At 62.6% G+C, this 22,103-nt stretch carries 21 protein-coding genes; 12 read left to right on the top strand and 9 right to left on the bottom strand.

Annotation, left to right across the window (positions count from 1 at the left end; genetic code table 11):
• Positions 1–19: 19 nt before the first annotated feature.
• Positions 20–811, bottom strand: coding sequence for a 5'/3'-nucleotidase SurE (gene surE / locus MchiMG62_RS08045; protein ID WP_221056514.1), 792 nt, complete (start codon positions 809–811; stop codon positions 20–22).
• A gap of 83 nt (positions 812–894) precedes the next feature.
• On the opposite strand from surE, the gene MchiMG62_RS08040 reads away from it, so the two are divergent.
• Positions 895–1,782, top strand: coding sequence for an ATP-grasp domain-containing protein (locus tag MchiMG62_RS08040; protein ID WP_221056513.1), 888 nt, complete (start codon positions 895–897; stop codon positions 1,780–1,782).
• A complete protein-coding gene (locus tag MchiMG62_RS08035) occupies positions 1,779–2,708 on the top strand; it encodes a hydantoinase/oxoprolinase family protein (RefSeq protein WP_221056512.1) in 930 nt (309 codons plus the stop codon). The genes MchiMG62_RS08040 and MchiMG62_RS08035 overlap by 4 nt, the downstream gene beginning before the upstream one ends.
• Before the next feature lie 50 nt (positions 2,709–2,758).
• Here MchiMG62_RS08035 and MchiMG62_RS08030 read toward each other — a convergent pair whose 3' ends face one another.
• On the bottom strand, positions 2,759–3,358 hold the full coding sequence (locus tag MchiMG62_RS08030) for a hypothetical protein (RefSeq protein ID WP_244987637.1): 600 nt from the start codon (positions 3,356–3,358) through the stop codon (positions 2,759–2,761).
• A gap of 429 nt (positions 3,359–3,787) precedes the next feature.
• On the opposite strand from MchiMG62_RS08030, the gene fdhF (MchiMG62_RS08025) reads away from it, so the two are divergent.
• The 4 genes from fdhF (MchiMG62_RS08025) (at position 3,788) to MchiMG62_RS08010 (ending at position 10,529) form a co-directional block, all read left to right on the top strand.
• Positions 3,788–5,854 (top strand): formate dehydrogenase subunit alpha, encoded by a 2,067-nt coding sequence (gene fdhF, locus MchiMG62_RS08025; protein ID WP_221056511.1) that lies wholly within the window; start codon positions 3,788–3,790, stop codon positions 5,852–5,854.
• A gap of 2 nt (positions 5,855–5,856) precedes the next feature.
• Positions 5,857–7,008 carry a Coenzyme F420 hydrogenase/dehydrogenase, beta subunit C-terminal domain gene (locus tag MchiMG62_RS08020; protein WP_221056510.1) on the top strand — a complete coding sequence of 384 codons (1,152 nt, stop codon included), beginning with the start codon at positions 5,857–5,859 and terminating at the stop codon, positions 7,006–7,008.
• Positions 7,009–7,221: 213 nt separating this feature from the next.
• The gene (gene fdhF, locus MchiMG62_RS08015; RefSeq protein ID WP_221056509.1) at positions 7,222–9,288 is read left to right on the top strand and encodes a formate dehydrogenase subunit alpha; all 2,067 of its coding nucleotides are present in this window, start codon (positions 7,222–7,224) and stop codon (positions 9,286–9,288) included.
• 2 nt (positions 9,289–9,290) lie between these two features.
• Positions 9,291–10,529 carry a Coenzyme F420 hydrogenase/dehydrogenase, beta subunit C-terminal domain gene (locus tag MchiMG62_RS08010; RefSeq protein ID WP_221056508.1) on the top strand — a complete coding sequence of 413 codons (1,239 nt, stop codon included), beginning with the start codon at positions 9,291–9,293 and terminating at the stop codon, positions 10,527–10,529.
• A gap of 432 nt (positions 10,530–10,961) precedes the next feature.
• Here MchiMG62_RS08010 and MchiMG62_RS08005 read toward each other — a convergent pair whose 3' ends face one another.
• Both MchiMG62_RS08005 and MchiMG62_RS08000 read right to left on the bottom strand, forming a co-directional pair.
• On the bottom strand, positions 10,962–11,456 hold the full coding sequence (locus MchiMG62_RS08005) for a hypothetical protein (protein WP_221056507.1): 495 nt from the start codon (positions 11,454–11,456) through the stop codon (positions 10,962–10,964).
• 208 nt (positions 11,457–11,664) lie between these two features.
• Entirely contained in the window at positions 11,665–12,636 is a 972-nt protein-coding gene (locus MchiMG62_RS08000; protein ID WP_221056506.1) for a DUF1616 domain-containing protein, read from the bottom strand.
• Positions 12,637–12,781: 145 nt separating this feature from the next.
• On the opposite strand from MchiMG62_RS08000, the gene MchiMG62_RS07995 reads away from it, so the two are divergent.
• Both MchiMG62_RS07995 and MchiMG62_RS07990 read left to right on the top strand, forming a co-directional pair.
• Complete coding sequence (locus MchiMG62_RS07995; RefSeq protein ID WP_221056505.1) at positions 12,782–13,342, top strand: archaellin family protein; 561 nt, start codon at positions 12,782–12,784, stop codon at positions 13,340–13,342.
• Positions 13,320–13,901 (top strand): flagellin, encoded by a 582-nt coding sequence (locus tag MchiMG62_RS07990; RefSeq protein WP_221056504.1) that lies wholly within the window; start codon positions 13,320–13,322, stop codon positions 13,899–13,901. Before MchiMG62_RS07995 ends, MchiMG62_RS07990 begins: the two co-directional genes overlap by 23 nt.
• 5 nt (positions 13,902–13,906) lie before the next feature.
• On the opposite strand, the gene MchiMG62_RS07985 is transcribed toward MchiMG62_RS07990, so the two are convergent.
• A complete protein-coding gene (locus MchiMG62_RS07985) occupies positions 13,907–14,593 on the bottom strand; it encodes a metal-dependent hydrolase (RefSeq protein WP_221056503.1) in 687 nt (228 codons plus the stop codon).
• 93 nt (positions 14,594–14,686) lie between these two features.
• Here MchiMG62_RS07985 and MchiMG62_RS07980 point away from each other — a divergent pair, with 93 nt between their 5' ends.
• Complete coding sequence (locus tag MchiMG62_RS07980) at positions 14,687–14,878, top strand: hypothetical protein (RefSeq protein ID WP_221056502.1); 192 nt, start codon at positions 14,687–14,689, stop codon at positions 14,876–14,878.
• Here MchiMG62_RS07980 and MchiMG62_RS07975 read toward each other — a convergent pair.
• On the bottom strand, positions 14,863–15,576 hold the full coding sequence (locus MchiMG62_RS07975; protein ID WP_221056501.1) for a DUF5714 domain-containing protein: 714 nt from the start codon (positions 15,574–15,576) through the stop codon (positions 14,863–14,865). The genes MchiMG62_RS07980 and MchiMG62_RS07975 overlap by 16 nt on opposite strands.
• 47 nt (positions 15,577–15,623) lie before the next feature.
• Entirely contained in the window at positions 15,624–17,465 is a 1,842-nt protein-coding gene (locus MchiMG62_RS07970) for an ABC transporter ATP-binding protein (protein ID WP_221056500.1), read from the bottom strand.
• Positions 17,466–17,585: 120 nt separating this feature from the next.
• On the opposite strand from MchiMG62_RS07970, the gene MchiMG62_RS07965 reads away from it, so the two are divergent.
• Both MchiMG62_RS07965 and MchiMG62_RS07960 read left to right on the top strand, forming a co-directional pair.
• The gene (locus MchiMG62_RS07965; protein WP_244987636.1) at positions 17,586–18,398 is read left to right on the top strand and encodes a hypothetical protein; all 813 of its coding nucleotides are present in this window, start codon (positions 17,586–17,588) and stop codon (positions 18,396–18,398) included.
• Positions 18,399–18,551: 153 nt separating this feature from the next.
• On the top strand, positions 18,552–19,340 hold the full coding sequence (locus MchiMG62_RS07960) for a hypothetical protein (RefSeq protein ID WP_221056499.1): 789 nt from the start codon (positions 18,552–18,554) through the stop codon (positions 19,338–19,340).
• A gap of 12 nt (positions 19,341–19,352) precedes the next feature.
• Here the strand turns inward: MchiMG62_RS07960 and MchiMG62_RS07955 are convergent, their stop codons facing one another.
• Complete coding sequence (locus tag MchiMG62_RS07955; protein ID WP_221056498.1) at positions 19,353–20,387, bottom strand: 6-phosphofructokinase; 1,035 nt, start codon at positions 20,385–20,387, stop codon at positions 19,353–19,355.
• 1 nt (position 20,388) lies between these two features.
• Positions 20,389–21,312 (bottom strand): beta/alpha barrel domain-containing protein, encoded by a 924-nt coding sequence (locus MchiMG62_RS07950; RefSeq protein WP_221056497.1) that lies wholly within the window; start codon positions 21,310–21,312, stop codon positions 20,389–20,391.
• A gap of 462 nt (positions 21,313–21,774) precedes the next feature.
• Between MchiMG62_RS07950 and MchiMG62_RS07945 the strand changes: the two genes are divergently transcribed.
• Positions 21,775–22,029 carry a DUF2795 domain-containing protein gene (locus MchiMG62_RS07945; RefSeq protein WP_221056496.1) on the top strand — a complete coding sequence of 85 codons (255 nt, stop codon included), beginning with the start codon at positions 21,775–21,777 and terminating at the stop codon, positions 22,027–22,029.
• Positions 22,030–22,103 lie beyond the last annotated feature (74 nt).

Below are 22,103 nucleotides of genomic sequence, written 5' to 3'. Positions count from 1 at the left end.
TGTACTCTTCCCCTCCCGTTCAGATATGCATGCCGTCGAAGATGCCCCGGAGTTCGTCCGCGGCGGCATACGCCGTGCAGTCGAGCGTGATCGGCGTGATGGAGACGTTACCCCTCTGCACCGCGTGCACGTCGGTCCCCTCCTCCGCGTCCTCGTAGAGCGGCCCGTCGATCCAGTAATAGGGGCGGCCGCGCGGGTCGAGGCGCTCCTCCACACCGGTATAGAAGAGTTTCTCGGCAAGGCGGGTGATCTCGTATCCGCCGCGCACCTGCGCCGGGATATTCACGTTGATGACGTGGGCCTTTCCGGGGAACCCGTTTGCAAGCACCCTCTCGCAGATCTCACGAACCACCCGCTTCGTGTCGAAGTACCGGTCGGTGATCCGCGAGGGGTCGTCGAACTTGTCGCCCTGATCCTCCACCTGGAGCGAGAAGGCAAGGGACGGCACCCCCTGGTTCGATGCCTCGAGCGCGGCCCCGACGGTTCCCGAGGTCATGATCGACTCGAATGAGAGGTTCTCGCCGATGTTGACCCCGCTGACCACGAGGTCGGGGTTCAGGCGCAGCGCGAAGAGCCCGATGATCACGGCATCGGTCGGTTTCCCACCGACCGAGTAGGCGGTCACGCCGTTCATCGTCACCTTTGTCGCGCGTATCGGCTCGAAGATGGAGATAGACCTTCCTACAGCGCTCTGCTGGGTGGCGGGGGCGACCACGGTGACGTCGGCGATCGGCGCGAGTGCGTCGTATGCCGCCCAGAGTCCCGTAGAGGTTATTCCATCGTCGTTGGTGAGCAGAATCTTGGGCTTCATCCTTGTCTATAGGGATGGTTCCCGCGCATCAAAAACCTGCCCGATCGTCAGGGTCAAGTTCTCTGTAGCTAACCTCTACTGCAATGAAGGTCTTTCTCGCCGAATACTCCGTATGCAACGACCCCGAGCTTGCGCCCGAGGGCGCCGCCATGCTTGCCGCCATAAGCGGGAGTTTTGAGCGGTGCGGCTACGACGTGGTGACGCCCGAGCGCCCCGACTTCGAGGGCGAGATCCGGAGGCTCGCGCCGGGATGCGATGTGGGCCTGGTCATCGCGCCGGATCATCTCCTCTTCCGGTACACGCATCTCCTTGAAGGGTTGACCCACAACATCGGGTGCGGGAGCATGAACGCGGCAGTCTGCGCCAACAAGCAGCGGACGGCGGATATCCTCTCCCGGAACGGGATAGCCGTCCCCCCCGCTGCCGGGGAAGGGAGGAGAGTCGTCAAGCCGATCATGGGCTGCGGCGCCCTGGGGGTCAGGCTGACGGATGAGGAGCCGGGAGCCGGCGAGTTTGCACAGGCCTACGTCGAAGGAGAGGCGCTGAGCGTGAGCCTGGTGGGGAGCCGGGTGACCGGCAACGTATGCGAATTCTACTCGGGCGTTCCTCCGCTCCGGCTCGCCGTCAACCGGCAGGAGATAGCCGTCGCGGACGACGGGAGATTCCTCTATCTCGGGGGAGAGACGCCCGTTCATCCCGATCGCGAGGAGGAGATCGTCGATGTCGCCGTCCGGGCGATGAACGTCCTCGGGTGCCAGGGATACACCGGGATCGACGTCATCGTCGGCGAGAGAATCTACGTCGTGGACGTCAACCCGAGGCCCACGACCAGCCTGGTCGGCATCGCGGCCGTCATGGAGGAGGAGATCGCCGATATCCTCGTTGCAGCGTCGCACGGCGAGGCGCCGGCGGAGGTGCACCTCGCCGGGAGGGTGCGGTTCGACAAGGACGGGGGGCTTCACCGGCTATGATCGGGATCGATATCGGCGGTGCGAACCTCAAGGTCGTCGACGATGCCGGCGTGCATATCCATTACTGCCCGCTCTGGCAGGGCGCACCGCTCGCCGATCTCCTCAAACCGTATGCCGGAAAGCCCGCTGCCGTGGTGATGAGCGGGGAGCTCGCCGACTGCTTTGCGAGCAAGATGGACGGCATCCGCTGGATCGTTGGGGCAGTCCGGGAGGTCATCCCCGACACCGTCTTCTACGGCACCGATGCGGCGTTCCATACCCGGCCGGTTCCGGCTCTTGCCGCCGCGAACTGGCTGGCGTCGGCCGATTACCTGCGGGAGAACTACGCCGACGCGGTGCTCCTCGACGTGGGAAGCACCACCGCCGACGTCATCCCGCTGAACTGTTTTGAGGAACTGAAAGGTCTGACCGACACCCGGCGGCTGCAGGAGCAGTACCTTGTCTATACCGGCATGCTCCGGACGAACGTCGCGACGTTGCTCTCGTCGGTCACGCTCGATGGGACGGCGACCCCGGTGAGCACCGAGTACTTCGCCGCAAGCGCCGACGCGCACCTCGCGCTCGGTCAGATCGCCCCGGAGGACTACACCTCCCCTGCACCCGACAACGGGGAGAAAACCCCTGAAGCGGCGCTCCGGAGGCTTGCCCGGGTGGTCTGCGCCGATCTCGACGAGATCGGGCGAGGCGGAGCCCTGGCCGTCGCCCGGCAGTTCTGGGATGCCCAGCGAACGCTGATCGCCCGCGCAGTGGAGCATGCAGTGTCCCGGAGCGGTGCCGGGCGACTGATCACGGCCGGGATTGGAGCGGACCTCTTTGCCCGCGAACTTGGCGGCGTTACGCTTGAGGAGGAGATCGGCGTGGTCTCGGACGCACTGCCGGCATACGCGGTCAGGGAGGTGGCGCTACGGCGATCCGGTGGAACCTGACCCTTCTTCTGCTCGCGGTATCGATCGCCGTCACGGCCGTGTCGCTGGTGTCAGGATTCCCGTTCTTCTTTCTCTTCCTGTTCATTCCGCTGGTTCCGCTCTTCGGGCGTCCCCCTGCCGCGAAGCGATGTCCTGCCTGCGGGTGGGAAACCGCAGGCGGCGAGCGCTTCTGCCCCTACGATGGGACGCCGCTCACGGTCGAGGGTGAAGGTGGCGAGGTTCAGCAGGGAGAGCGGTAACAGGAAACCGAAGAGGTTGGTCGCGGGAATCGTCCCGAAATCGCGGGAAGCGTAGTTCCGGATCGTTCCCCGGTCGACGACGATCCCCATCGCCCGGAGGTGTTGCGCCACCTGGTTGAAGGGCATCTGCTGTGAGAGGAGGAGACAGAGATCGACGATGGGCGACGCGAGACGGGTGTCGGGGTAGAAGGGAGCGTCCGCATAGCAGAGGGCGCCGCAGTCCCGGCAGTAGAACCGCTTCACGAAGACCCGGACGGTGTGTTCTTTTCCGTTGTCGTGCATGACGGCAAACCGTTTTGCCCGCATGTCGTGCCCGATCACCTGACCCCCGCACGACGGGCAGGCGTCGAGACCGTCAAATATCGCGCCGTCCATCGACGCGAGGGCGTTTCCCACCAGGTCGACGAGCATCGGCGGGATCGGCAGTGTCTTCTTTGCGATGGCAACTCTCTCCCGTGCAGTTATATGAGAGGGTATGCATCCACCGATAATAACATCTCCCGTCAAATGGGAACGGACGGCAAGACGTTCCCACACGTAGAGGAGTGTCCCGGAATGCGGACGCTTTTTTTCTGCCGTTCTCACGCAGGTTCGGGGCGGTTGTCCCGGCCGCCCGGAGATGCCTCCGTCGGGCACTGGTTCAGCACTTATGTCTGGTTTCGATCCCGGTTTGGGCCGGAGTTCCGGTGATTCTCAAGTGTGTTAATACCTAAATAACTGATTCGGATTGTTATTTGCCCGCGAATGCTGTCAGCAAATGGGGGGTGAATTCGGTTAACTATTACAATTTAAGTAGCTTAACCTCCGATATTCGGCTTGCCATACAGGTGTGGTAAAATTATGACGTTGAAGTATGTTCCTACAACATGCCCTTATTGCGGTACTGGCTGCAGTTTCAACCTTGTCGTCCAGGACGGCAAAGTTGTTGGAACGGCACCCTACCGCCGCTCACCCGTGAACGAGGGAAAGGTCTGCCCTAAGGGGACCTATGCCCACGAGTTCGTGAACAGCCCGGACCGCCTCACAAAGCCGCTCATCAAGAAAAACGGCAAATTCGAGGAAGCAACCTGGGACGAGGCCTACAACCTGATCGCGCAGAAGTTCAAGTCGTACAGGCCCGATGAGTTCGCGGCGCTTGCATCGGCGAGGGTTTCGAACGAAGAGAACTACCTGCTGATGAAGTTCGCCCGCGGCGTGATGAAATCCCGTCACATCGACCACTGCGCCCGGCTCTGCCACGCATCCACCGTCGCCGGCCTCGCCGCCTCGTTCGGCTCCGGTGCGATGACCAACTCCATCCTCGACATCGCCGAGTCCAAGTGCGTCTTCGTCCTTGGGTCCAACACTCTCGAGCAGCACCCGCTGATCGGCCGCAAAATCGTCCAGGCGAAGCAGAACGGCGCCAAGGTCATCTGCGCCGACCCGCGCTACACCCCGACCGCCCGGCTGGCCGATCTCTACATGCCGTTCGTCTCCGGCTCCGATGTCGCTATCTTAAACGGCATGATGCAGGAGATCATCAAGAACGGCTGGGAGGACAGGGAGTTCATCGAGAAGAGGACGAAGGACTACGAGAAACTCAAGGAGGTCGTCATGAAGGACGCCTACAGCCTTGAGAACGTCTCGAAGATCTCCGGCATCCCGGTCGACCAGCTCAAGCAGGCCGCCGAGTGGTTCGGTACCACGAAGCCCGGCGCGATCCTCTACTCGATGGGCATCACCCAGCACACCGTCGGCGTCGACAACGTCCGGTCGGTCGCAAACATCCAGATGCTGACCGGCAACCTGGGCAAGCCCGGCGCCGGCGTGAACGCGCTCCGCGGCCAGAACAACGTTCAGGGCGCCTGCGACATGGGTGCGCTCCCGGTCGTCTTCACCGGCTACCAGAAGGTCATCGACCCGGCCACCCACAAGAAGTTCGCCGACGCCTGGGGATTCCCCGACGGCATCTGCGAGCCGAAGAACGGCTACGAGGTCACCGTCATGATGGACGTCCTGACCGACAACCCCGGCGAACTCAAGTGTATGTACATCATGGGCGAGAACCCGATGCTCTCCGACCCGGACCTCAACCATGTCCGACACGCCCTCGAGAGCCTGGAGTTCCTCGTGGTCCAGGACATCTTCCTGACCGAGACCGCTGAACTCGCCGACGTCGTTCTGCCTGCGGCATGCTACGCGGAGCGTGACGGCACCCAGACCTCCACCGAGCGGCGCGTCCAGATGTGGCGCACGGCCCAGGACCCGCCGGGCGAGGCAAAGGTCGACTGGAAGATCATCAGCGAGCTCGCTGCAAAGATGGGCTACGCCAAGCAGTTCCCCTACCAGAGCGCCGAGGAGATCTTCAACGAGATCGCCGCCCTCACGCCGTCCTACCACGGCATGAACTACGAGCGGTTGAGCAAGCCCGAAGCGCTCCACTGGCCCTGCCCGACCACAGATCACCCCGGCACACCCATCCTGCACATCGGCAAGTTCTCGCACCCCGACGGCATAGGCGTCTTTGCGCCCATCGAGTGGAAACCCCCGGCGGAAGTCCCCGACGCGGAGTATCCGTTCGTGCTCACGACCGGCCGTGTCCTCTGGCACTGGCACACCGGCACCATGACCCGTCGTTCCGCAACCCTCGATGCCGAGGTCCCGACGGGCTGGATCGAGATCAACCCCGAAGACGCGCAGGCGCTCGGCATCAGGGACAAGGAGAAGATCCGCGCCGTCACCCGCCGTGGGTCCGTCGACGTCCCCGCGAGGGTGACCAAGGACATCATGAAGGGCATCATGTTCATGCCGTTCCACTTTGCCGAGTGTGCAGCGAACGTCCTGACGAACAACGCTCTCGACCCGATCGCCAAGATCCCCGAGTTCAAGGCCTGTGCTGTGAAGGTCGAGAAGATTACGGAGGCCTGAACATGGCAGCAATTGGAGATATGTTCTACACATGGGCGGCGGACGCCGATGTGCTGAAGAAAGGAGAGTGCGGAGGTGCGATCACCGCCCTGCAGCAGTATGCCCTTAAGTCCGGCATGGTGGACGCTGTCCTTGCCGTCAGGAAGGGTGCGGACCTCTACGACGCGGTGCCGACCGTGATCACCAATCCTGCGGAGATCGCAGAGACGGCGGGCTCGCTCCACTGCGGAACGCTCCTGCTCTCGAAACTGGTGAAGGACTACCTCGATAACAACAAGACCGCGAAACTCGGCGTCACCGTCAAGGGCTGCGACACGATGGGTCTTATCGAGCTCGCGAAGCGGAATGCGGTCGATATGGATCGCCTTCTCCTGCTCGGCGTGAACTGCGGCGGCTCCGTCAGTCCGGTCCTGGCCCGGAAGATGATCCGCGAGAAGTTCGAGGTCGACCCCGACCAGGTCCACAAAGAGGAGATCGACAAGGGCCAGTTCATCATCGAGTATGAGGGCGGCCATAAAGGGATCAAGATCGACGATCTCGAGGACGAGGGCTACGGTCGCCGGAGCAACTGCCGCCGGTGCCTCTACAAGGTCCCGCGCCAGGCGGATCTCGCCTGCGGCAACTGGGGCGTTATTGGGGAGAAAGCCGGGAACGCCACGTTTGTCGAAGTCTGCTCCGGGAAGGGCGCAAAACTTCTGGATGCGGCCGCAAAAGCCGGGGCCGTCGCCACCGAGCCCGCGAACCCGAAGGGCATCGAGATCCGCGGCAAGGTCGAAGGCGCCATGCTGAATCTCGGCAACAAGTGGCGGAAGAAGAACTTCGAGGCTCTCGCCTCCGATCTCTGGGGCACCATCGCCCGCGAGACCGGCCGGTGCATCAAGTGCTACTCCTGCATCGAGAACTGCCCGGTCTGCTTCCCGGTAGCGGGCGAACTCAAAGGAAACTCCCGGATGGTCGTCTCGGGAGAGGTTCCGCCGAACCCGATGTTCCACCTGCGGCGGTTTGCGCACATCTCGGACTCCTGCATCAACTGCGGCCAGTGCGAGGAACTCTGCCCGATGGATATCCCGCTTGCGCTCTTCTCCCACGCCGTCAGGACCGAGGGCGACACTGCATTCGAGCCCAAGCTCGGGAAGGCACCCTATACCAACTAACCATTTTTTTCTGATGCGGTATTCAGGTGCGCATCCCGGATCCGGCCTATTTCATGCTCCTGAATGCAGGTTCGGGCGAGAATGATCGATATCGCACCGGGCTCCCGGTAAAGATCATGCTCCTGCCCACACTTATTCACCAAAAAAGTGGGTGTTAATCACTATAGTTAAATATTCTGAACCCCGTATTTCTATGTATCCGAGGTTTTTACCATGGATCTCAAGTATGTACAAACTACATGCCCGTACTGCGGTACGGGGTGCAGCTTCAACCTCGTCGTGAAGGACGGGAAGGTTGTCGGCACACAACCTTACAAGCGTTCTCCGGTCAACGAGGGAAAAGTCTGCCCCAAGGGCACTTACGCTCACGAGTTCGTGAACAGCCCGGACCGCCTCACAAAGCCGCTCATCAAGAAGGACGGCAAGTTCGTCGAGGCGACCTGGGACGAGGCTTACGACCTGATCGCACAGAAGTTCAAGTCGTATAAGCCCGATGAAATCGCCTGCCTTTCCTCAGCCCGTGTCTCCAACGAAGAGAACTACCTGCTGATGAAACTGGCGCGCGGCGTCTTCAAGACGCGGCACGTCGACCACTGCGCCCGGCTCTGCCATGCGTCCACCGTCGCCGGCCTCGCCGCCTCGTTCGGCTCCGGTGCGATGACCAACTCCATCCTCGACATCGCCGAGTCCAAGTGCGTCTTCGTCATCGGGTCCAACACATTCGAACAGCACCCGCTCATCGGCCGCAAGATCGTTCAGGCAAAGTTGAACGGTGCAAAAATCATCGTATTCGACCCGCGCTACACGCCGACCGCGAAGCAGGCTGATCTCTATGCATCCTTCTACTCCGGCACCGATGTGGCCATCCTCAACTGCCTGATGGGAGAGATCATCAGGAACGGATGGGAGGACAAGGAGTGGGTTTCGAAGCGCGCAAAGGGATACGAGGAACTCAAAGCGACGGTTCTCAGCGACACCTATCTCCCCGAGAACGTCGAGAAGATCTCCGGAATTTCCGCTGCAGATCTCAAGACCGCAGCCGAATGGATCGGTACCGCCGAATCCTCCGCGCTCCTCTACTCGATGGGCATCACCCAGCACACCGTCGGCGTCGACAACGTCAAGTCGACTGCAAACCTCCAGATGCTTACCGGAAACATCGGCAAGCGCGGTGGCGGCGTGAACGCGCTCCGCGGCCAGAACAACGTTCAGGGCGCCTGCGACATGGGATGTCTCCCCGTCGTCTTCACCGGCTACCAGAAGGTCATCGACGAGGCCGTCCACAAGAAGTTCGCCGACGCCTGGGGCTTCCCCGACGGCATCTGCGAGCCGAAGAACGGCTACGAGGTCACCGTCATGTTCAACGTCCTGACCGACAACCCCGGCGAGCTCAAGGCGATGTACATCATGGGCGAGAACCCGATGCTCTCCGACCCGGACCTCACCCACGCAGAGCACGCACTCAAGAGTTTGGAGTTCCTGGTGGTACAGGACATCTTCCTGACCGAGACCGCCCAGCACGCGGACGTCGTGCTGCCTGCCTCCTGCTACGCAGAGAAGGAAGGCACCCAGACCAGCACCGAGCGGCGTGTCCAGATGTGGCGCACGGCTCAGGACCCGCCGGGCGAGGCCAAGGTCGACTGGAAGATCCTCTGCGAAGTGGCGGCCGCCATGGGCTACGCCAAGCAGTTCCCCTACCAGAGCGCCGAGGAGATCTTCAACGAGATCGCCGCCCTCACGCCGTCCTACCACGGCATGAACTACGAGCGGCTCAACCGGCCCGAAGCACTCCACTGGCCTTGCCCGACCACGGAGCACCCCGGCACGCCTATCCTGCACATCGGCAAGTGCTCGCACCCCGATGGAATGGGCGTAATGCACCCCATCGAGTGGAAACCGCCGGCGGAAGTCCCCGACGCTGAGTACCCCTACATCCTCACCACCGGCCGCTGCATCTGGCACTGGCACACCGGATCCATGACCCGCCGCTCCGCGACCCTCGATAACGAGGTCCCGACGGGCTGGATCGAGATCAACACCGAGGACGCAAAAGAACTCGGTATAGCGAACAAGGAAATGGTCCGGGCAATCAGCCGCCGCGGCGAAGTCGAAGTCGAAGCGAAAGTTACCGACGAGATCAAGAAGGGCGTCATGTTCATGCCGTTCCACTTCGCCGAGTGTGCAGCGAACGTCCTGACGAACAATGCACTCGACCCGATCGCAAAGATCCCTGAGTTCAAGGCCTGTGCTGTGAAGGTCGAGAAGATTACGGAGGCCTGAACATGGCTGCAAAAGGCGATATGGTCTACGCATGGGCAGCTGATGCCGCCTGCCAGGAGAAGGGCGAGTGCGGTGGAGCGGTCACCGCTCTGCTGACGCACGCGCTTAAGTCCGGCATGGTGGACGCTGTCCTTGCCGTAAAGAAGGGACAGGATCTCTACGATGCCGTGCCTGTGCTCATCACCGACCCGGCCGAGATCGCACAGACGGCCGGCTCGCTCCACTGCGGAACGCTCCTGCTCTCGAAACTGCTCAAGAAGTACCTGGAGGGCGCCGAGAACATGCGGATCGCCATGCCGGTGAAAGGCTGCGACGCGATGGGTCTCTACGAGCTCGCGAAGCGCAACCAGATCAACCTGGACAACGTCCTCCTGATCGGTCTCAACTGCGGCGGATCCGTCAGTCCGGTCCTGGCCCGGAAGATGATCGCCGAGAAGTTCGAGGTCGACCCCGACGACGTCGTCAAGGAAGAGATCGACAAGGGCCAGTTCATCATCGTCACGAAGGACGGCCAGCACAAGGGCATCTCGATGGACGAACTCGAAGAGGCAGGCTACGGCCGCCGGTCGAACTGCCGCCGCTGCAAGATGAAGATCCCGCGCCAGGCGGATCTCGCCTGCGGCAACTGGGGCGTCATCGGGGATAAGGCCGGCAAGGCAACCTTCGTCGAGGTCTGCTCCGAGAAGGGCGCAAACCTCCTCGACGGCGCTCTGAAGGCAGGAGTTCTCAAGACCGAAGCCGCGAACCCGAAGGGTATCGAGATCCGCGGCAAGGTCGAGAACGCGATGCTGAAGCTCGGCGACAAGTGGCGGGCGAAAGATTTCGAGGGCCTCGGCGAGGGCAAGGACCGCCTGAAAAAGATTATGGACGCGACGAGCCGGTGTATCAAGTGCTACGCCTGCATCGAGAACTGCCCGATCTGCTACTGCGTCGAGTGCAGCACGAAGAAAGCATACCTGGTCGAGCCCGGTCAGGTTCCGCCGCCCTTCATGTTCCACCTGATCCGGTACGCCCACATCTCGGACTCGTGTATCAACTGCGGCCAGTGCGAGGAGAACTGCGCGATGGATATCCCGAACGCGCTCTTCATGCACGCTCTGCAGGTCGATCTTGAGGAGATGTTCGGCCACACCCCGGGTGTGGACATGGAGCTCCCGGTGCTCGCGCTCGTCGAGGAGCAGACCGAACGCAAGCGCCTCGCCGACACCGGCAGCGACCAGATCTTCAACATCTTCGAGTAAGATCTCCCCCTTCTTTTTTTGGTAGGTTGCGACCGGTTAGCTGCGGTGCCGACAGTACACCACCGACAATCGATAGGCCCGCATTATCCCTCTGTCCGGGTTCCGTATCCGGGACGCTGATGAAGAGGGGTTGTGTGCGCAGTACTTCGCTAATTTCGGCATCTGAAATCGATCACTGCAGCCTCGCATAGCGACCTGCAACGGGATCGGCAGCACCCGGGCACCGGACTTCGCGCTCTTCGCGTGAGGCCATATTACTATCTTCACCCATTAACTCACGCGAAGTCGCGAAGAACGCGAAGGACGATGGATGGAACATCCGGAGTTTGAGCAACCGTTAGGTTGCGAAGGGAGGTCGATGGTTTGACCTCTTGAAGATCACCTCAACCGTTTTAGCGAAGTACTGGTGCAGAAAAGAGAAGAGAGGGGGTTTCACTCAACCGTATGGGAGAGGGGTGGAAGTGCGCTCTGGTCGGAGAAGGTCTCCTCGTGGCCGTCCGGGAACCGGACCACCGTCTGGCCCGGGGAGAGGTCGGTCTCGACCAGCGATGCAAACCAGTAACTGTCGATCACTTCCTGCGCCCCGGCGAAGTCGAGTCCCGGTGTCGAGTAGACCCGATCTCTATCGGTGCCGTCGATCTCCGCGAACTCCCGGACAGAGAACGCAACGTTGTCGCTCTCGGCCGAGGTCACCGTTACGGGAACCCCCAGCGCATCCTCGAGCGCGGACTTCAGTTCCTGTGCCGGATCGGCGATCTTGAAGAAGACGGCGATAGTCTCGATCCACGAGAGGGTGTAGTTAATTGTGATACTTGCGCTCCCGTCCTCGTCCACGGCTATCAGAAGGTTGTCTGTGGTGAATGCCCCGGCCGGAGCTACAATAACCGCCATGAGCAGAAGGGAGGCGACCAGAATCCCGCTTTTCATTCTTGTACCTCGATGAACCATATACTGTTTGGAAATTTAAACATTTGGAAAAAGACCCTCTGTGTTCAGCAATTCAATAACTGATTTTCTGTGCTGTATTTTACTGAAAATATAAAATCTCAAAAGATCCGGGTGAGGGATGTAGCCGGGATCATGGGATATACCGCCTCCCGTGACCCGACACGGAGCTCACCGCTCCCGTTCCCGGTCAGTGCACCCGCAGCCAGAGGTGCAGGTTGCGGTAACCGGCGTCGGTGAGATTGTTCTTGGGGATGTTGTCGGGCGGTGTCCCGGCAAAGAGGAGGAACTCGATCCGGTTCGTATCCGGATCCATGATCCGGAAGGAGTAGGGCTGCTCGACGGTCTGGTTGTGCGGCACCGTGACGGAGAACCGGTCAAGGAGCGTCGCCGAGACGATCGTCGACTGATTCGTCGCGTTATTGAACCTGCTCTCTACGGCAAACGTCTCCACCGTGTAGGTGATATCCCGGTATTCGTGGTTCCCGATCCCGATGATGACCGTCTGCGGCGTCCCGGACATGAACTCGGTCGGGTAATCGGCCGCTTTTCCTCGCGGCCCGAGGATGTAGAACTCGGTAAACTTCTCGCCCTCTTTCGGGACCGCGATGATGAAGACAGTCGTTGCCGCGGCCACGAGGACGGCGGCGATGAGGGCGACGCTCAAAATCCGGTCGAATCGGGATGCGGAACCGCCGGAGAACTCCTCCCGTATCGAAGTCCGGTACGTGGCGAAAGGAACCGCAAAACGGCTCTCTTCCGGAAGCTCTCGGCGTCGGAACTGGGCGGTGAAGCCGACGGCGAGACCGAATACCAGGAGGGTGACGGCGATGGAGTCAAGCCGGATGCCCCAGGGCGTGTAGTTGAGCGCGAAGCCGAAGAGCGGCACGATTGCTATGGAAAGCCCTATCGAGAGGGCAACACGTTCTATTCCGTCGAGGTCGCCTCTTGCCGGGAAGAGTGCCGCGGTCAGGAGGTAGCCGGGGATGAAGAGGATGAACGGCAGGACGAAGACCACGCGAAGGAGACTCTCGCTGATGATTGGGGCGTAGATGCCCGCAAGGGCGAGAAATGCCCAGAGATAGGCGCCCTTTAAATCCAGCGGGATGGTGCGGGGATCCAGCGACCCGATGAGAGTGTCTACGGTGGTTTCTGATGTCATTCTGCTACCTCCATAAATAGCCATGGTATAAATAGGTTCTCCGGCGAGGGCCTGTTTTGGGGATACGAACGCCCGGAATCGATGGAAGGCGGCCTGCAGGAAAAATCAGCATCTTTTAATCGAAGCGCGACCAACCCGCATTCATATGCCCCGGGAAGACTGGGACGATCGGGCGTTCACCGGACTTGAGGCGGCGATCGTCTTCATCGCCTTTATCGTCGTCGCTGCGGTCTTCGCGTACGTCGTTCTCGGGGTGGGCATGACCACGTCGCAGAAGAGCCAGGAGACGATGTATGCCGCTCTCGGCGAAGCCGGATCCGCCCTCCGTCCGGGACAGTCGGTCATCGTCAAGCTGGATAACGATCAGGGTCTCATCGAGTTCATGGAGTTCGATCTCGAGACTGCGACCGATCTCGCCGTCATCGATACGGGGCGCATGACCTACACCATCGCCACGAAGAAGACCCTCGTTACGTTCCCTCCCGGCGATCCCCGCGTAACCGTCACCTGGCGGTATCCCAAAGACGGCGGACCCCTCCTTGAGGCGGGCGAGGTCGTCACGGTGAAGCTGATGGTGGGAAGCGTGAAGATCGGACGCGGAGATACGTTCACCCTCCAGATGACCGCCGGAGGGGGAGAGACCGCTGCGCTGACCAGAAACGTTCCCGCGGGTATTGGGAAGAATGTCTACGTCGAACTCTTCTGACGCCGGGTTCACCGGACTCGAGGCTGCGATCGTGCTCATCGCATTTGTCGTCGTTGCAGCCGTCTTTGCGTACGTCGTTCTGGGGGCGGGCATCGTCTTCTCGGAGGCGAGCCGATCCACCGTTCACCGCGGCATCCAGGAAGCGGGGTCGAGCCTCACCGTGATCGGCGGCGTATACGGCGTCAGCGGCAATCTTGAACGGATAGACGCCATCATCATCCCGGTCGGTCTCACCGCAGGCAGCGAACCGATTGACATCACCACGATATCCGTCCGCCTGATCGGTTCCGCAAACAGGGCGATCATCGACCAGAACGAGCCCCTTGTCGACGTGGTTCCCATACTCGGGCGCTGGAGCGTCCAGGAGCGGTTCAACGCCGATTCCGATCACCTTCTCGAGCCCGGGGAGCAGTTCATACTGAACGTCTCGCCGGATATCAAGTCGGATTGCATAGCGTACCGGACGTTTGCCGTCGAGATCAAACCGGCCGGGAGGCCGGCGCTCCGGGTGGAGAGGACGGTGCCGGGCAGCATCACCACGATCACCCGGCTTGACTGACGCCTCTACCCGGCGTACAGGTAATCCCGGTGCCGTATCGCCCCGACAACCCCGACTGCCGCCACCACTGCGAGCAGCAGGTAATCCTCCGGCCCTGCCCCGGCCATCAGGATGCTCTCCGGGCTGCCGGCCGCCCAGGCGAGGAGTGAGACGAGGGCAAGGATTCCGAGGAGCGGAACGGAGACGCGGACGAGTGCCGCGGCGAACCTGGATATGCCGGAACCGGAGCTCCGGCAGGCGGCGAGAGCGATCCCGGCCGATGCCGCGAGGAATATCCATTCGGAGAGCGAAGAAACCTCGGCAAAGATGGCGCCGCCGAAGTAGTCGGTGAACTCGTAGGGCTCGTACGGGCCGAGGAGCGGGAAGTACCAGGTGACGGGGATCGCCCACATCGCGTCGAGAATCTGGTGGGAGAGTGCTCCCGCTGCGACGGCAAGGAGCGCAATGGATTCGTGTCTCCGATACAGGGTGATGCCCGCAACAGTGAGGAGCATGAGAAAGAGCAGCCCGTGCCCGAAGAGCCGCCCGGAATTGAGGGACCCTGCAAGAATAAGGTGACCGACCGGTTTATCGATCAGGTCGGGGAGGACGGCCCCGAGCGCAGAGAAGCCGATGAGCCGCCGGTCGTCCAGGCGTCCGGCGAAGGCGAGGCCCAGGACCAGGCCGAGGAAGAGGTGGCAGGCGACGAACATTTTTTTATAACAATGATGCCGCTCGGTTATATCTCTGCTGTTCGGGGTGGGGCAAACGATAATGGCCAGAGAGCGCCGATAACTCTCCGGATCATGACAACGCTGGACCGGCAGGAGTTCCTCATTCTCTTCGCCTCTTTCCTCATCGGCAGCGCAGCGGGGTGGTGGAGCCGCACTCACTGGGGTGACGGGCTCATCGCCGTCATAGCGACGCTTATCGGAACCGTTTCCGGCTACCTTATCATCGTAACCGCTCTCCGGGCCGCGGGTCACCCGGTCGGGTAGCCGGCGTGGAAGGGGCACTCCTCCCGCAGGCATTCGCGGTTGATATCGCCAAACTCACACCGCACCGCTTCTGCTACCGGGAGGTTCACCCCGAACCGCTCGGCAAGGAACGTGATCGCGGCGCGGATGGCAAGCCACGAGTCGCGTTTGCAGCACCGGGGGCCGCCGTGCCGGGCTATCGTCATCAGGCTCCGTGCGGTCATCTGGTTAGCAAGCGACCATTCCTGCTTTTTTAAGGGCGTTGACCCGGTGATCAGGCTCACGAAGATGCCGGTGCCGACCGCCGCCCCGCAGGTGCCGTGGGTTCCGCAGGCCCCTCCCGGAACCACGCCGGCCCTCGTGCGAGCCTGTCTGAGCAGGTCTCCTTTTCTCCCCGGCTCCCCCTGGTGGTTGCAGTAGGCGGCGATGAGGGATGCGGGCACGAGAAAATGGTGCTCCGGCCCGTGCATCCTCACCGCCGGATACCGCATCAGGATACAGGCGATGGCAAGCGGATCCTCGATATCCGTTGCGATGCAGAACTGTTCGATGAGGTCGAGCGCCTCCAGACCGTGGCACCGGTCGCAGACGAAGTGCCCGGCTTCGCAGGCGACTGCGGTGCTCATGACCTCCCCGCAGACAGCGCACGCAAGGTCGCGGGGCTTCTCGCCATACACCAGATCCCGGCCGCAGATCAGGCATCCTGCCTTATGCTCCATGACATTGGGGTGTGTCGCCGTATCTCATAATCCTGCGGCCCGGCGGATCACGTGGCCGCGGATTGGCCGGGGCGGTGTATGCGGCCGGAACCGTGCCCCGGCGGGAGACCCGTCCACTGCTCTTCCCGCACCCGCCCGCCTTCGACCGCGAGGACTCGGTCGGCAAGCGTCAGGAGCGACGGGCGGTGGGTGATGAGGATGGTCGTCCTGTTCCGGACGAGAAGCCGCAACGTCCGGCAGATCTGCTCCTCGGTCTGCATGTCGAGCGCGGACGTGGGTTCGTCGAGGATGAGGATGGGCGCGTCTTTGAGAAACGCCCGTGCGATGGCGACCCGCTGCCGTTGACCGACGGAGAGCTGCGTCCCGCGCTCCCCGACGATCGTCCGGTATCCGTCCGGGAACCCCATGATCTCGTCGTGGATTTGCGCTTTCCGTGCGGCTTTGACGACCTCCTCGAAGGTTGCCTCGGGCCTGCTGTAGCGGATATTCTCCTCGATGGTGGTGTGGAAGAGGAAGAGATCCTGCGAGACGAGCGATACCTGCCGCCGCAGCCACCTCGGATCGAGCGACGCGAGATCGCGGCCGTCGAGGGTGATCGTGCCTTCCTGCGGCGCGAACGCCCGGAGGATCAGGTTCGCAAGCGTCGTCTTCCCGGCGCCGGTCCGCCCGACGACGGCGACTACCTCGCCGGGATGGGCGACGAAGGTCACGTCCGCGAGAACCGGTTCCGACTCCGTATACCCGAACCGGACACCGGAGAACTCTATCCTGCCCTGCACCACGGCGGGCACGACCCCGCCGCCGGACGGCTCGCCGTGCATCGAGAAGAGGTCGCGCAGGCGGGAGGCGGACGTCGCCGCGGGCTGCATGACGACCGGGAAGGCGAAGAAGGTGTTGACGGTGGGGGCGAACGTCACAACGTAGACCGCGAACGCGACGAAGTCCCCGACGGTCATGCCGCCGGCAAGCACCTCGTTCCCGCCGACCCAGAAGACGGCGATCAGCATGAGCGACATCGTGCCGATCCTGAAGTACTCCGAGAACGCCGAGAGCATCGTGGTTCTGATCCGGGCATCGACCATCCGTGCAAGCGTTCCGGAGACCCGGTGAACCTCCCGCTCCTCCGCGGCGTGCGTCTTTACCGTGTCGATGCCGGAGATCACCTCCTGGATGTCGCGGGAGACGTAGGCCTGCCGTTCGCGCTCCCGGTGGGTGGCGGCGCGGATCCGCCGGATGAAGACGGCGTTGACGAGGAGGTAGAGCGGGATGAAGGCAGCGACGACGAGGGTGAGTTTCAGACTCAGGATGCAGAGGATGGCGAGGGTGAAGGCGACGTAGAGGCCGTTTGCGACGATCAGGGGGAGATACTGGGAGACGGTGTACTGCAGGATCTGGACGTCGTCGGAGAGGCGGGACATGATGTAACCGGTCTGCTGCGACTTGAAGTACGAGATCGGGAAACTCAGGACGTGCTCGACGAGGGCGGTCTGGAGGTTGAAGGCGTAACCTTCCCGGAACCGGGCGGTCCAGTAGTTCCGCAACAGATCCATGCCGCCGGTGAAGAGCCCGAGCACCAGGAGAGCGGCGATGAGGGTGTCGAGCGACGAGAGGATCCCGCCGGCCCCTGCGAGGAGGGAGTCGGGGGCCTCCGTCCCGCCGAGCAGAATGTTGTCGATGAAGAACTTGATGCTGAGCGGGAGCACGGTCTTTGCCGCTGAGACGAGAACGGTCGCCGCGAGGGCCAGAACGCCCACGTTCCGGATCGGCCGGGCGAACCGGAGGAAGAAGGCGAGGTCGGAGAACCCGAGTTCGCTCTTCGCCGTCACCGGCTGGCGCATGATATCCCGGGTGAAGGCGACGGTGCGCCGGCAACAGTCTGCAATGCTCATGGTATGTGTCCTGTCGGGGAGCGCACTCCGGTCTTGTGCCGGGTCTCCGTTGCAGTTCCATACCTTTCTGCCGTATAATACCTGTGCTCCGGCGCCGGGGCAAACCAGAAAGGATAACGTATGGCGGGACGAGTTCCCCGCATGGAGCTCTGTGCCGTCGGCGAACGCTTTATCGGCGCGGTTGTGGGAGCGGTGGCGATCGGTGCGGTTTTGCTCCTCGGCCGGCTGGAGTTCTTCCCCGACCCGGTTGTGACGGTGACGTTCCTCTTTGGCGGGGGACTCGTCGCCGGGCTCCTCACCCCGGGTTCAATCAGGGACGGCGCCGTTGCCGGTGCCGTCTGCGGGGTGATCGTGGCGCTGCTCATAGCCTCCGCAATAACCCTCATGAGTCTGGTAGAGAGCAGTCCGCAGTATCCCCCGCCCTGGATGACCTTCGGCTTCTACGCTCTGATCCTCACGGCACTTCTTCTCCCCTACAACGCCGTCGGCGGGGCGGCGGGAACAGCGGTGCGAAACGGGGTCCGGAGAGACGGCACTTCTGGGGCGGGCGAGCGGGCCCGGTGGGTCGGGATAGGAATCGGCACGGGCGTCATCGGCGGTTCGTCTTTCGTCATCGCCTTTCTCGGCCCGCTGATCCTGGGCCCTCCGCTCGCCGGCGGATTCATCGCGGGGTACTCTGCCGGGCCGAGACCGGAGGATGGCCTTGAGGCCGGGCTTGTCGCGGGGCTCTTCGGGACCGGCCTCTTCTTGATTCCATTCCTCTGGACGGCATCGCATACCACGGGGTTCGTCGCCGGGCTCGCGGGGATGGCCGCGGTCGCGCTGGGACTGCTTTTCCCACTCCTCGGGACCGCCGCCGGGGTTGCCGGTGCGGTCGTGCGGGCGAGTTTTGGGAAAGAGCAGGACAGGAACTTGAGAGGGCCTGAGGATTAAGGGGAAGCTCTTTTCCCCCTCGTAGAAGATGCTCGCGATCTTATAGAGGTCCATACCCGCCGTCTTGTGGTTTGCCACTGCACCACCCCATAAGCCTACGGCCGGTCGGAGACAAATCGGAAAGGCTATCGCGCGGCGCGGTGAGAGCCTCTCATGGTTTCATTCGCCGCTCGCCGCTTTTCCGGGGTGATCCCGGGAGCGCTGGCAGGCGGTGGTCTCTTTCTTCTCGGTCGGTCGGGTCTCCTCCCGGACCCGGTGATGACGGTGGCGTTCCTCTTTGGCGGAGGACTCGTCACCGGGCTCCTCACCCGGGGAAGGGTCCGGGACGGCGCGGTTGCCGGTGCCGTCTGCGGGGTGATCGTGGCGCTGCTCGCGGCGACTTTCACGAGCCTCGCGGCGCAAGACCCTTCGGTCCTGTCAACCTTTGCGTTCTACGCCCTGATCTTCACGGGGCTCCTCCTCCCCTACAACGCCATCGGCGGGGCAGCGGGAAGAGCAGTGCGTAGCGCTCTTCGGAGAGATGGCGCCGCCGGGGCTGGCGGGCGGCACGGGATCGCCGTCGGCACGGTCGTCATCGTCGGTCTGGCCCTCGCACCCGGTCTGCTGGCCATCATCACCGGCTTGGTCTTCGTATCCGGTCTGCTGGTCATGGCCGCTCCGCTTGCCGGCGGATTCATCGCGGGGTATGCCTCCGGGGGCAGGCCAAAAGATGGTCTAAAAGCCGGTTTTGTCGCGGCACTCTTTGGAGCCGGCCTCCTCTTCTTCATTCCATTGCTCTGGACCGCGTTGCACGATTTCGGGTTCGCCGAGACGTTTGAGGGGATGGTCGCGATCGCCCTGGTATACTTCTTCACCCTCCTCGGAACCGCCGGGGGGGTTGCCGGCGCGGTTGCGCGACGGAGTTTTAAGGTAGAGGAGGCTAATGGTGGGGCGGGGTTCTAACGAGAGCCCCCGTCACCCTCCATAAAAGATGCTCGCGATCTTGTAGAGATCCATATCCACCGTCTTGAGGTTCGCCACCGCCTCCTCGAGCGGAACCGCGACGATATCATTCCCCCGGAGCGCGACCATCTTTCCGAAGTCCTGATCCCTGATGAGATCCGCCGCCGCCACCCCGAACCGGGTCGCGAGCACCCGGTCGTGCGCCGTCGGCGACCCGCCGCGCTGGATGTGCCCGAGCACCGTCACCCGCACCTCCATATCGAGCCGCTTTTCGAGTTCGTCGCGCAGGTAGTTCCCGACACCGCCAAGCGTCACGTGGCCGAACTCGTCCTTCCGGGCGGACTGCGCGATCGCCTCCGCCATTCCCTTCGGCTGGGCGCCTTCGGCGACCACGACGATGCTGAACTTCTTCCCCCGCTCGTAGCGCACCCGGAGATGGTGGGTGACCTCGTCGAGGTCGAACGGGATCTCCGGAATGAGGATCTCGTCGGCTCCACCAGCGATTCCGGCCACGGTCGCGATCCACCCGGCGTGCCGCCCCATCACCTCCACCACCATGATCCGGTGGTGCGACTCCGCCGTGGTGTGAAGGCGGTCGATCGCCTCAGTGACGATGGAAACCGCGGTGTCGAACCCGAAAGTGTAGTCGGTCCCGCCGACATCGTTGTCGATGGTCTTCGGAACCCCGACGACCGGGATGCCCATCTTCGAGAGTTTGTTCGCGACGCCGAGGGTATCCTCGCCCCCGATCGCAACGATCGCGTCGAGCCCGAACTTCCTGATATTGTCGCGCAGCCGCTGGAGATCGGCCTCGTTCTTGAAGGGGTTCGTCCGCGACGTCCCGAGGATCGTCCCGCCCTTCGGGAGGATCCCCGTCACCGAGTAGTCGGTGAGCGGCTCGACGTTCCCGGCGACCAGCCCGAGCCATCCGTCCCGGATCCCGATTGCGTCGAACCCGTGTTTCGCCCCCGTCCGCACGACCGCCCGGATCACCGCGTTCAGGCCCGGGCAGTCTCCTCCCCCGGTGAGGATGCCGACCGTCGTCATCCTAGCACCTGCCTCCCATGCAGATCTTATTTGCCTCCTCCACGCTCGCATCGTCGAGGGTGATCGCCGATATCGCGTTGCAGAACCGGACCGCCTCGTCGAGCGGCCGCTGGTGGATGTTCCTGCCGGTCGCGTTCCCGACCGTGCCGCCGACGTGGATCTGGTCGTGGAGCTGCTGCAGGAACTCATGCATATCGGCATGCGACCCGCCTGCACAGACGACGCCCGTCCTGCCTGCGGCCGCCACCGCCTCCCGGAGCAGCGCGGCGTCGATCGATCCGCCCGCCTTCGGCGGGTTCACCTTCACGAAATCGCTCCCGAGGGCCGCCGCGACGCCCGCCGCGCCCGCGACCAGGTGCGGGTCGCGTTCGTCCTTGACCGCCTTGCCCCGGGGGTACATCCAGAGCACGGTGATAAGGCCGTTGGCGTGCGCGTTGTTGACGATCTGCGCCGCCTGGTAGAGCATCATCGGTTCGTACTCGCTCCCGAGGTAGATCGTGTAGCCGACGCCGAGGATCGAAAGCCCCGTCCGGTCGCGGAGGTCGACGACCTGCCGGACGAGATGGAGTTCCGAACTGAGCGGATCGCGCTGGGCGGTTTTGACCAGGTGGGTCTTGGAGTTGAGTTTGACGAGGTACGGCACGTCCCGGTAATCTTCGCCGTAGCGGGCGATCATCCCGAGTTGCGTCGCAAAAACCCCGATCCTCGCCCGGCTCGCGATCCGGAAGAGGTGTTCGGGATCGGCGTCGTCGGGGTGGATGCCTTCGCCGTAGAAATCGTCGTTGAGGTGCTCGACTTTCTGATCCCCGGCAAAGAGCATCAGCCTCCCGGTACCGTGCGTGATTCTCCGGTAATTCTCCCGGTACCTCTCCTGCTCCTCGGAGGGCACATCGAGAGGGATCCTGATATCGGGTGCAGGTGGCATACCCCATCTTCCCCCTCCCCCTGATACTTAAGTGTTGCTGGAACCCCGGAGAGCGCGGCGTGGAGGGCGTTTGCAGCGGATACGGTCGAATCCATCTCCGGGGATAAAAATATCCCGCGGTGGCGAGCAGCCGTCCCGTAATACGGCAGGATGGATCTGTTCTCTATTTGTGATTTGGCCTTTCTGAAGGGTCGATCCGGCCGGCGGAGCGATGACGGGATCGTGATGGGGATAATGCCCGCGTTCCTGCTGTGGGGTGCCATGGGGCGCCTGTCTCCCCCTCATCCCGGGGCGAGGACTTCCGCCATATGCGGTTTGCCCGACATCGCCGCAAGAACCCTGTCGTTCCGGCGGATAAAGCGCGATTCTTCTACTTCTGCCGCGAAGACGATAGGTATTTATGACAATGCTTCCTCTCCGGAAGCGCTCCCGGAAGGGAACAAAGACCAGGTGATGAAAGATATGAGAGGCACGCAGGAATCCGGCATGGGCGGGCAGTCCTCAGTCGCCGGGACCATACAGGAACTCGACCCGCAGATCATCGAGGTGAGCACCTCGGGATTAAACTTTCCCGCATCGAAGAGCGACCTTATCGACCGCGCGAAGGGAACCGACGCGCCCCAGATCGTCATCGATGCGCTCAACCAGTTTGAAGACAGGCAGTACAAAGACGTAGAAGACATTAAGTCTGAGTTCAGCAAGATCCAGCAGAAATAACAACTTTTACGCAGGTGCCGTCTCCGGCACCTGCCGAACTCACTCCCGTCCCGACCACCGAAACCGTTTAGTCG

The sequence above is a fragment of the Methanoculleus chikugoensis genome, from assembly GCF_019669965.1.
Lineage (GTDB): Archaea > Halobacteriota > Methanomicrobia > Methanomicrobiales > Methanoculleaceae > Methanoculleus > Methanoculleus chikugoensis.
This window is presented reverse-complemented; position numbering and strand designations above follow the sequence as displayed.

What these genes read in the sequence shown, in the direction of transcription:
- MchiMG62_RS07945 (WP_221056496.1), top strand. Translation starts at nt 21,775, where the DNA reads ATGAGAGGCACGCAGGAATCCGGCATGGGCGGGCAGTCCTCAGTCGCC.
- MchiMG62_RS07985 (WP_221056503.1), bottom strand. Translation starts at nt 14,593, where the DNA reads ATGTTCGTCGCCTGCCACCTCTTCCTCGGCCTGGTCCTGGGCCTCGCC.
- MchiMG62_RS08035 (WP_221056512.1), top strand. Translation starts at nt 1,779, where the DNA reads ATGATCGGGATCGATATCGGCGGTGCGAACCTCAAGGTCGTCGACGAT.
- MchiMG62_RS07955 (WP_221056498.1), bottom strand. Translation starts at nt 20,387, where the DNA reads ATGACGACGGTCGGCATCCTCACCGGGGGAGGAGACTGCCCGGGCCTG.
- MchiMG62_RS07960 (WP_221056499.1), top strand. Translation starts at nt 18,552, where the DNA reads ATGGTTTCATTCGCCGCTCGCCGCTTTTCCGGGGTGATCCCGGGAGCG.
- MchiMG62_RS08000 (WP_221056506.1), bottom strand. Translation starts at nt 12,636, where the DNA reads ATGACATCAGAAACCACCGTAGACACTCTCATCGGGTCGCTGGATCCC.
- fdhF (WP_221056509.1), top strand. Translation starts at nt 7,222, where the DNA reads ATGGATCTCAAGTATGTACAAACTACATGCCCGTACTGCGGTACGGGG.
- MchiMG62_RS07995 (WP_221056505.1), top strand. Translation starts at nt 12,782, where the DNA reads ATGCCCCGGGAAGACTGGGACGATCGGGCGTTCACCGGACTTGAGGCG.
- MchiMG62_RS07965 (WP_244987636.1), top strand. Translation starts at nt 17,586, where the DNA reads ATGGCGGGACGAGTTCCCCGCATGGAGCTCTGTGCCGTCGGCGAACGC.
- fdhF (WP_221056511.1), top strand. Translation starts at nt 3,788, where the DNA reads ATGACGTTGAAGTATGTTCCTACAACATGCCCTTATTGCGGTACTGGC.
- MchiMG62_RS08030 (WP_244987637.1), bottom strand. Translation starts at nt 3,358, where the DNA reads ATGCTCGTCGACCTGGTGGGAAACGCCCTCGCGTCGATGGACGGCGCG.
- surE (WP_221056514.1), bottom strand. Translation starts at nt 811, where the DNA reads ATGAAGCCCAAGATTCTGCTCACCAACGACGATGGAATAACCTCTACG.
- MchiMG62_RS07970 (WP_221056500.1), bottom strand. Translation starts at nt 17,465, where the DNA reads ATGAGCATTGCAGACTGTTGCCGGCGCACCGTCGCCTTCACCCGGGAT.
- MchiMG62_RS08010 (WP_221056508.1), top strand. Translation starts at nt 9,291, where the DNA reads ATGGCTGCAAAAGGCGATATGGTCTACGCATGGGCAGCTGATGCCGCC.
- MchiMG62_RS07950 (WP_221056497.1), bottom strand. Translation starts at nt 21,312, where the DNA reads ATGCCACCTGCACCCGATATCAGGATCCCTCTCGATGTGCCCTCCGAG.
- MchiMG62_RS08005 (WP_221056507.1), bottom strand. Translation starts at nt 11,456, where the DNA reads ATGAAAAGCGGGATTCTGGTCGCCTCCCTTCTGCTCATGGCGGTTATT.
- MchiMG62_RS07980 (WP_221056502.1), top strand. Translation starts at nt 14,687, where the DNA reads ATGACAACGCTGGACCGGCAGGAGTTCCTCATTCTCTTCGCCTCTTTC.
- MchiMG62_RS08020 (WP_221056510.1), top strand. Translation starts at nt 5,857, where the DNA reads ATGGCAGCAATTGGAGATATGTTCTACACATGGGCGGCGGACGCCGAT.
- MchiMG62_RS07990 (WP_221056504.1), top strand. Translation starts at nt 13,320, where the DNA reads ATGTCTACGTCGAACTCTTCTGACGCCGGGTTCACCGGACTCGAGGCT.
- MchiMG62_RS07975 (WP_221056501.1), bottom strand. Translation starts at nt 15,576, where the DNA reads ATGGAGCATAAGGCAGGATGCCTGATCTGCGGCCGGGATCTGGTGTAT.
- MchiMG62_RS08040 (WP_221056513.1), top strand. Translation starts at nt 895, where the DNA reads ATGAAGGTCTTTCTCGCCGAATACTCCGTATGCAACGACCCCGAGCTT.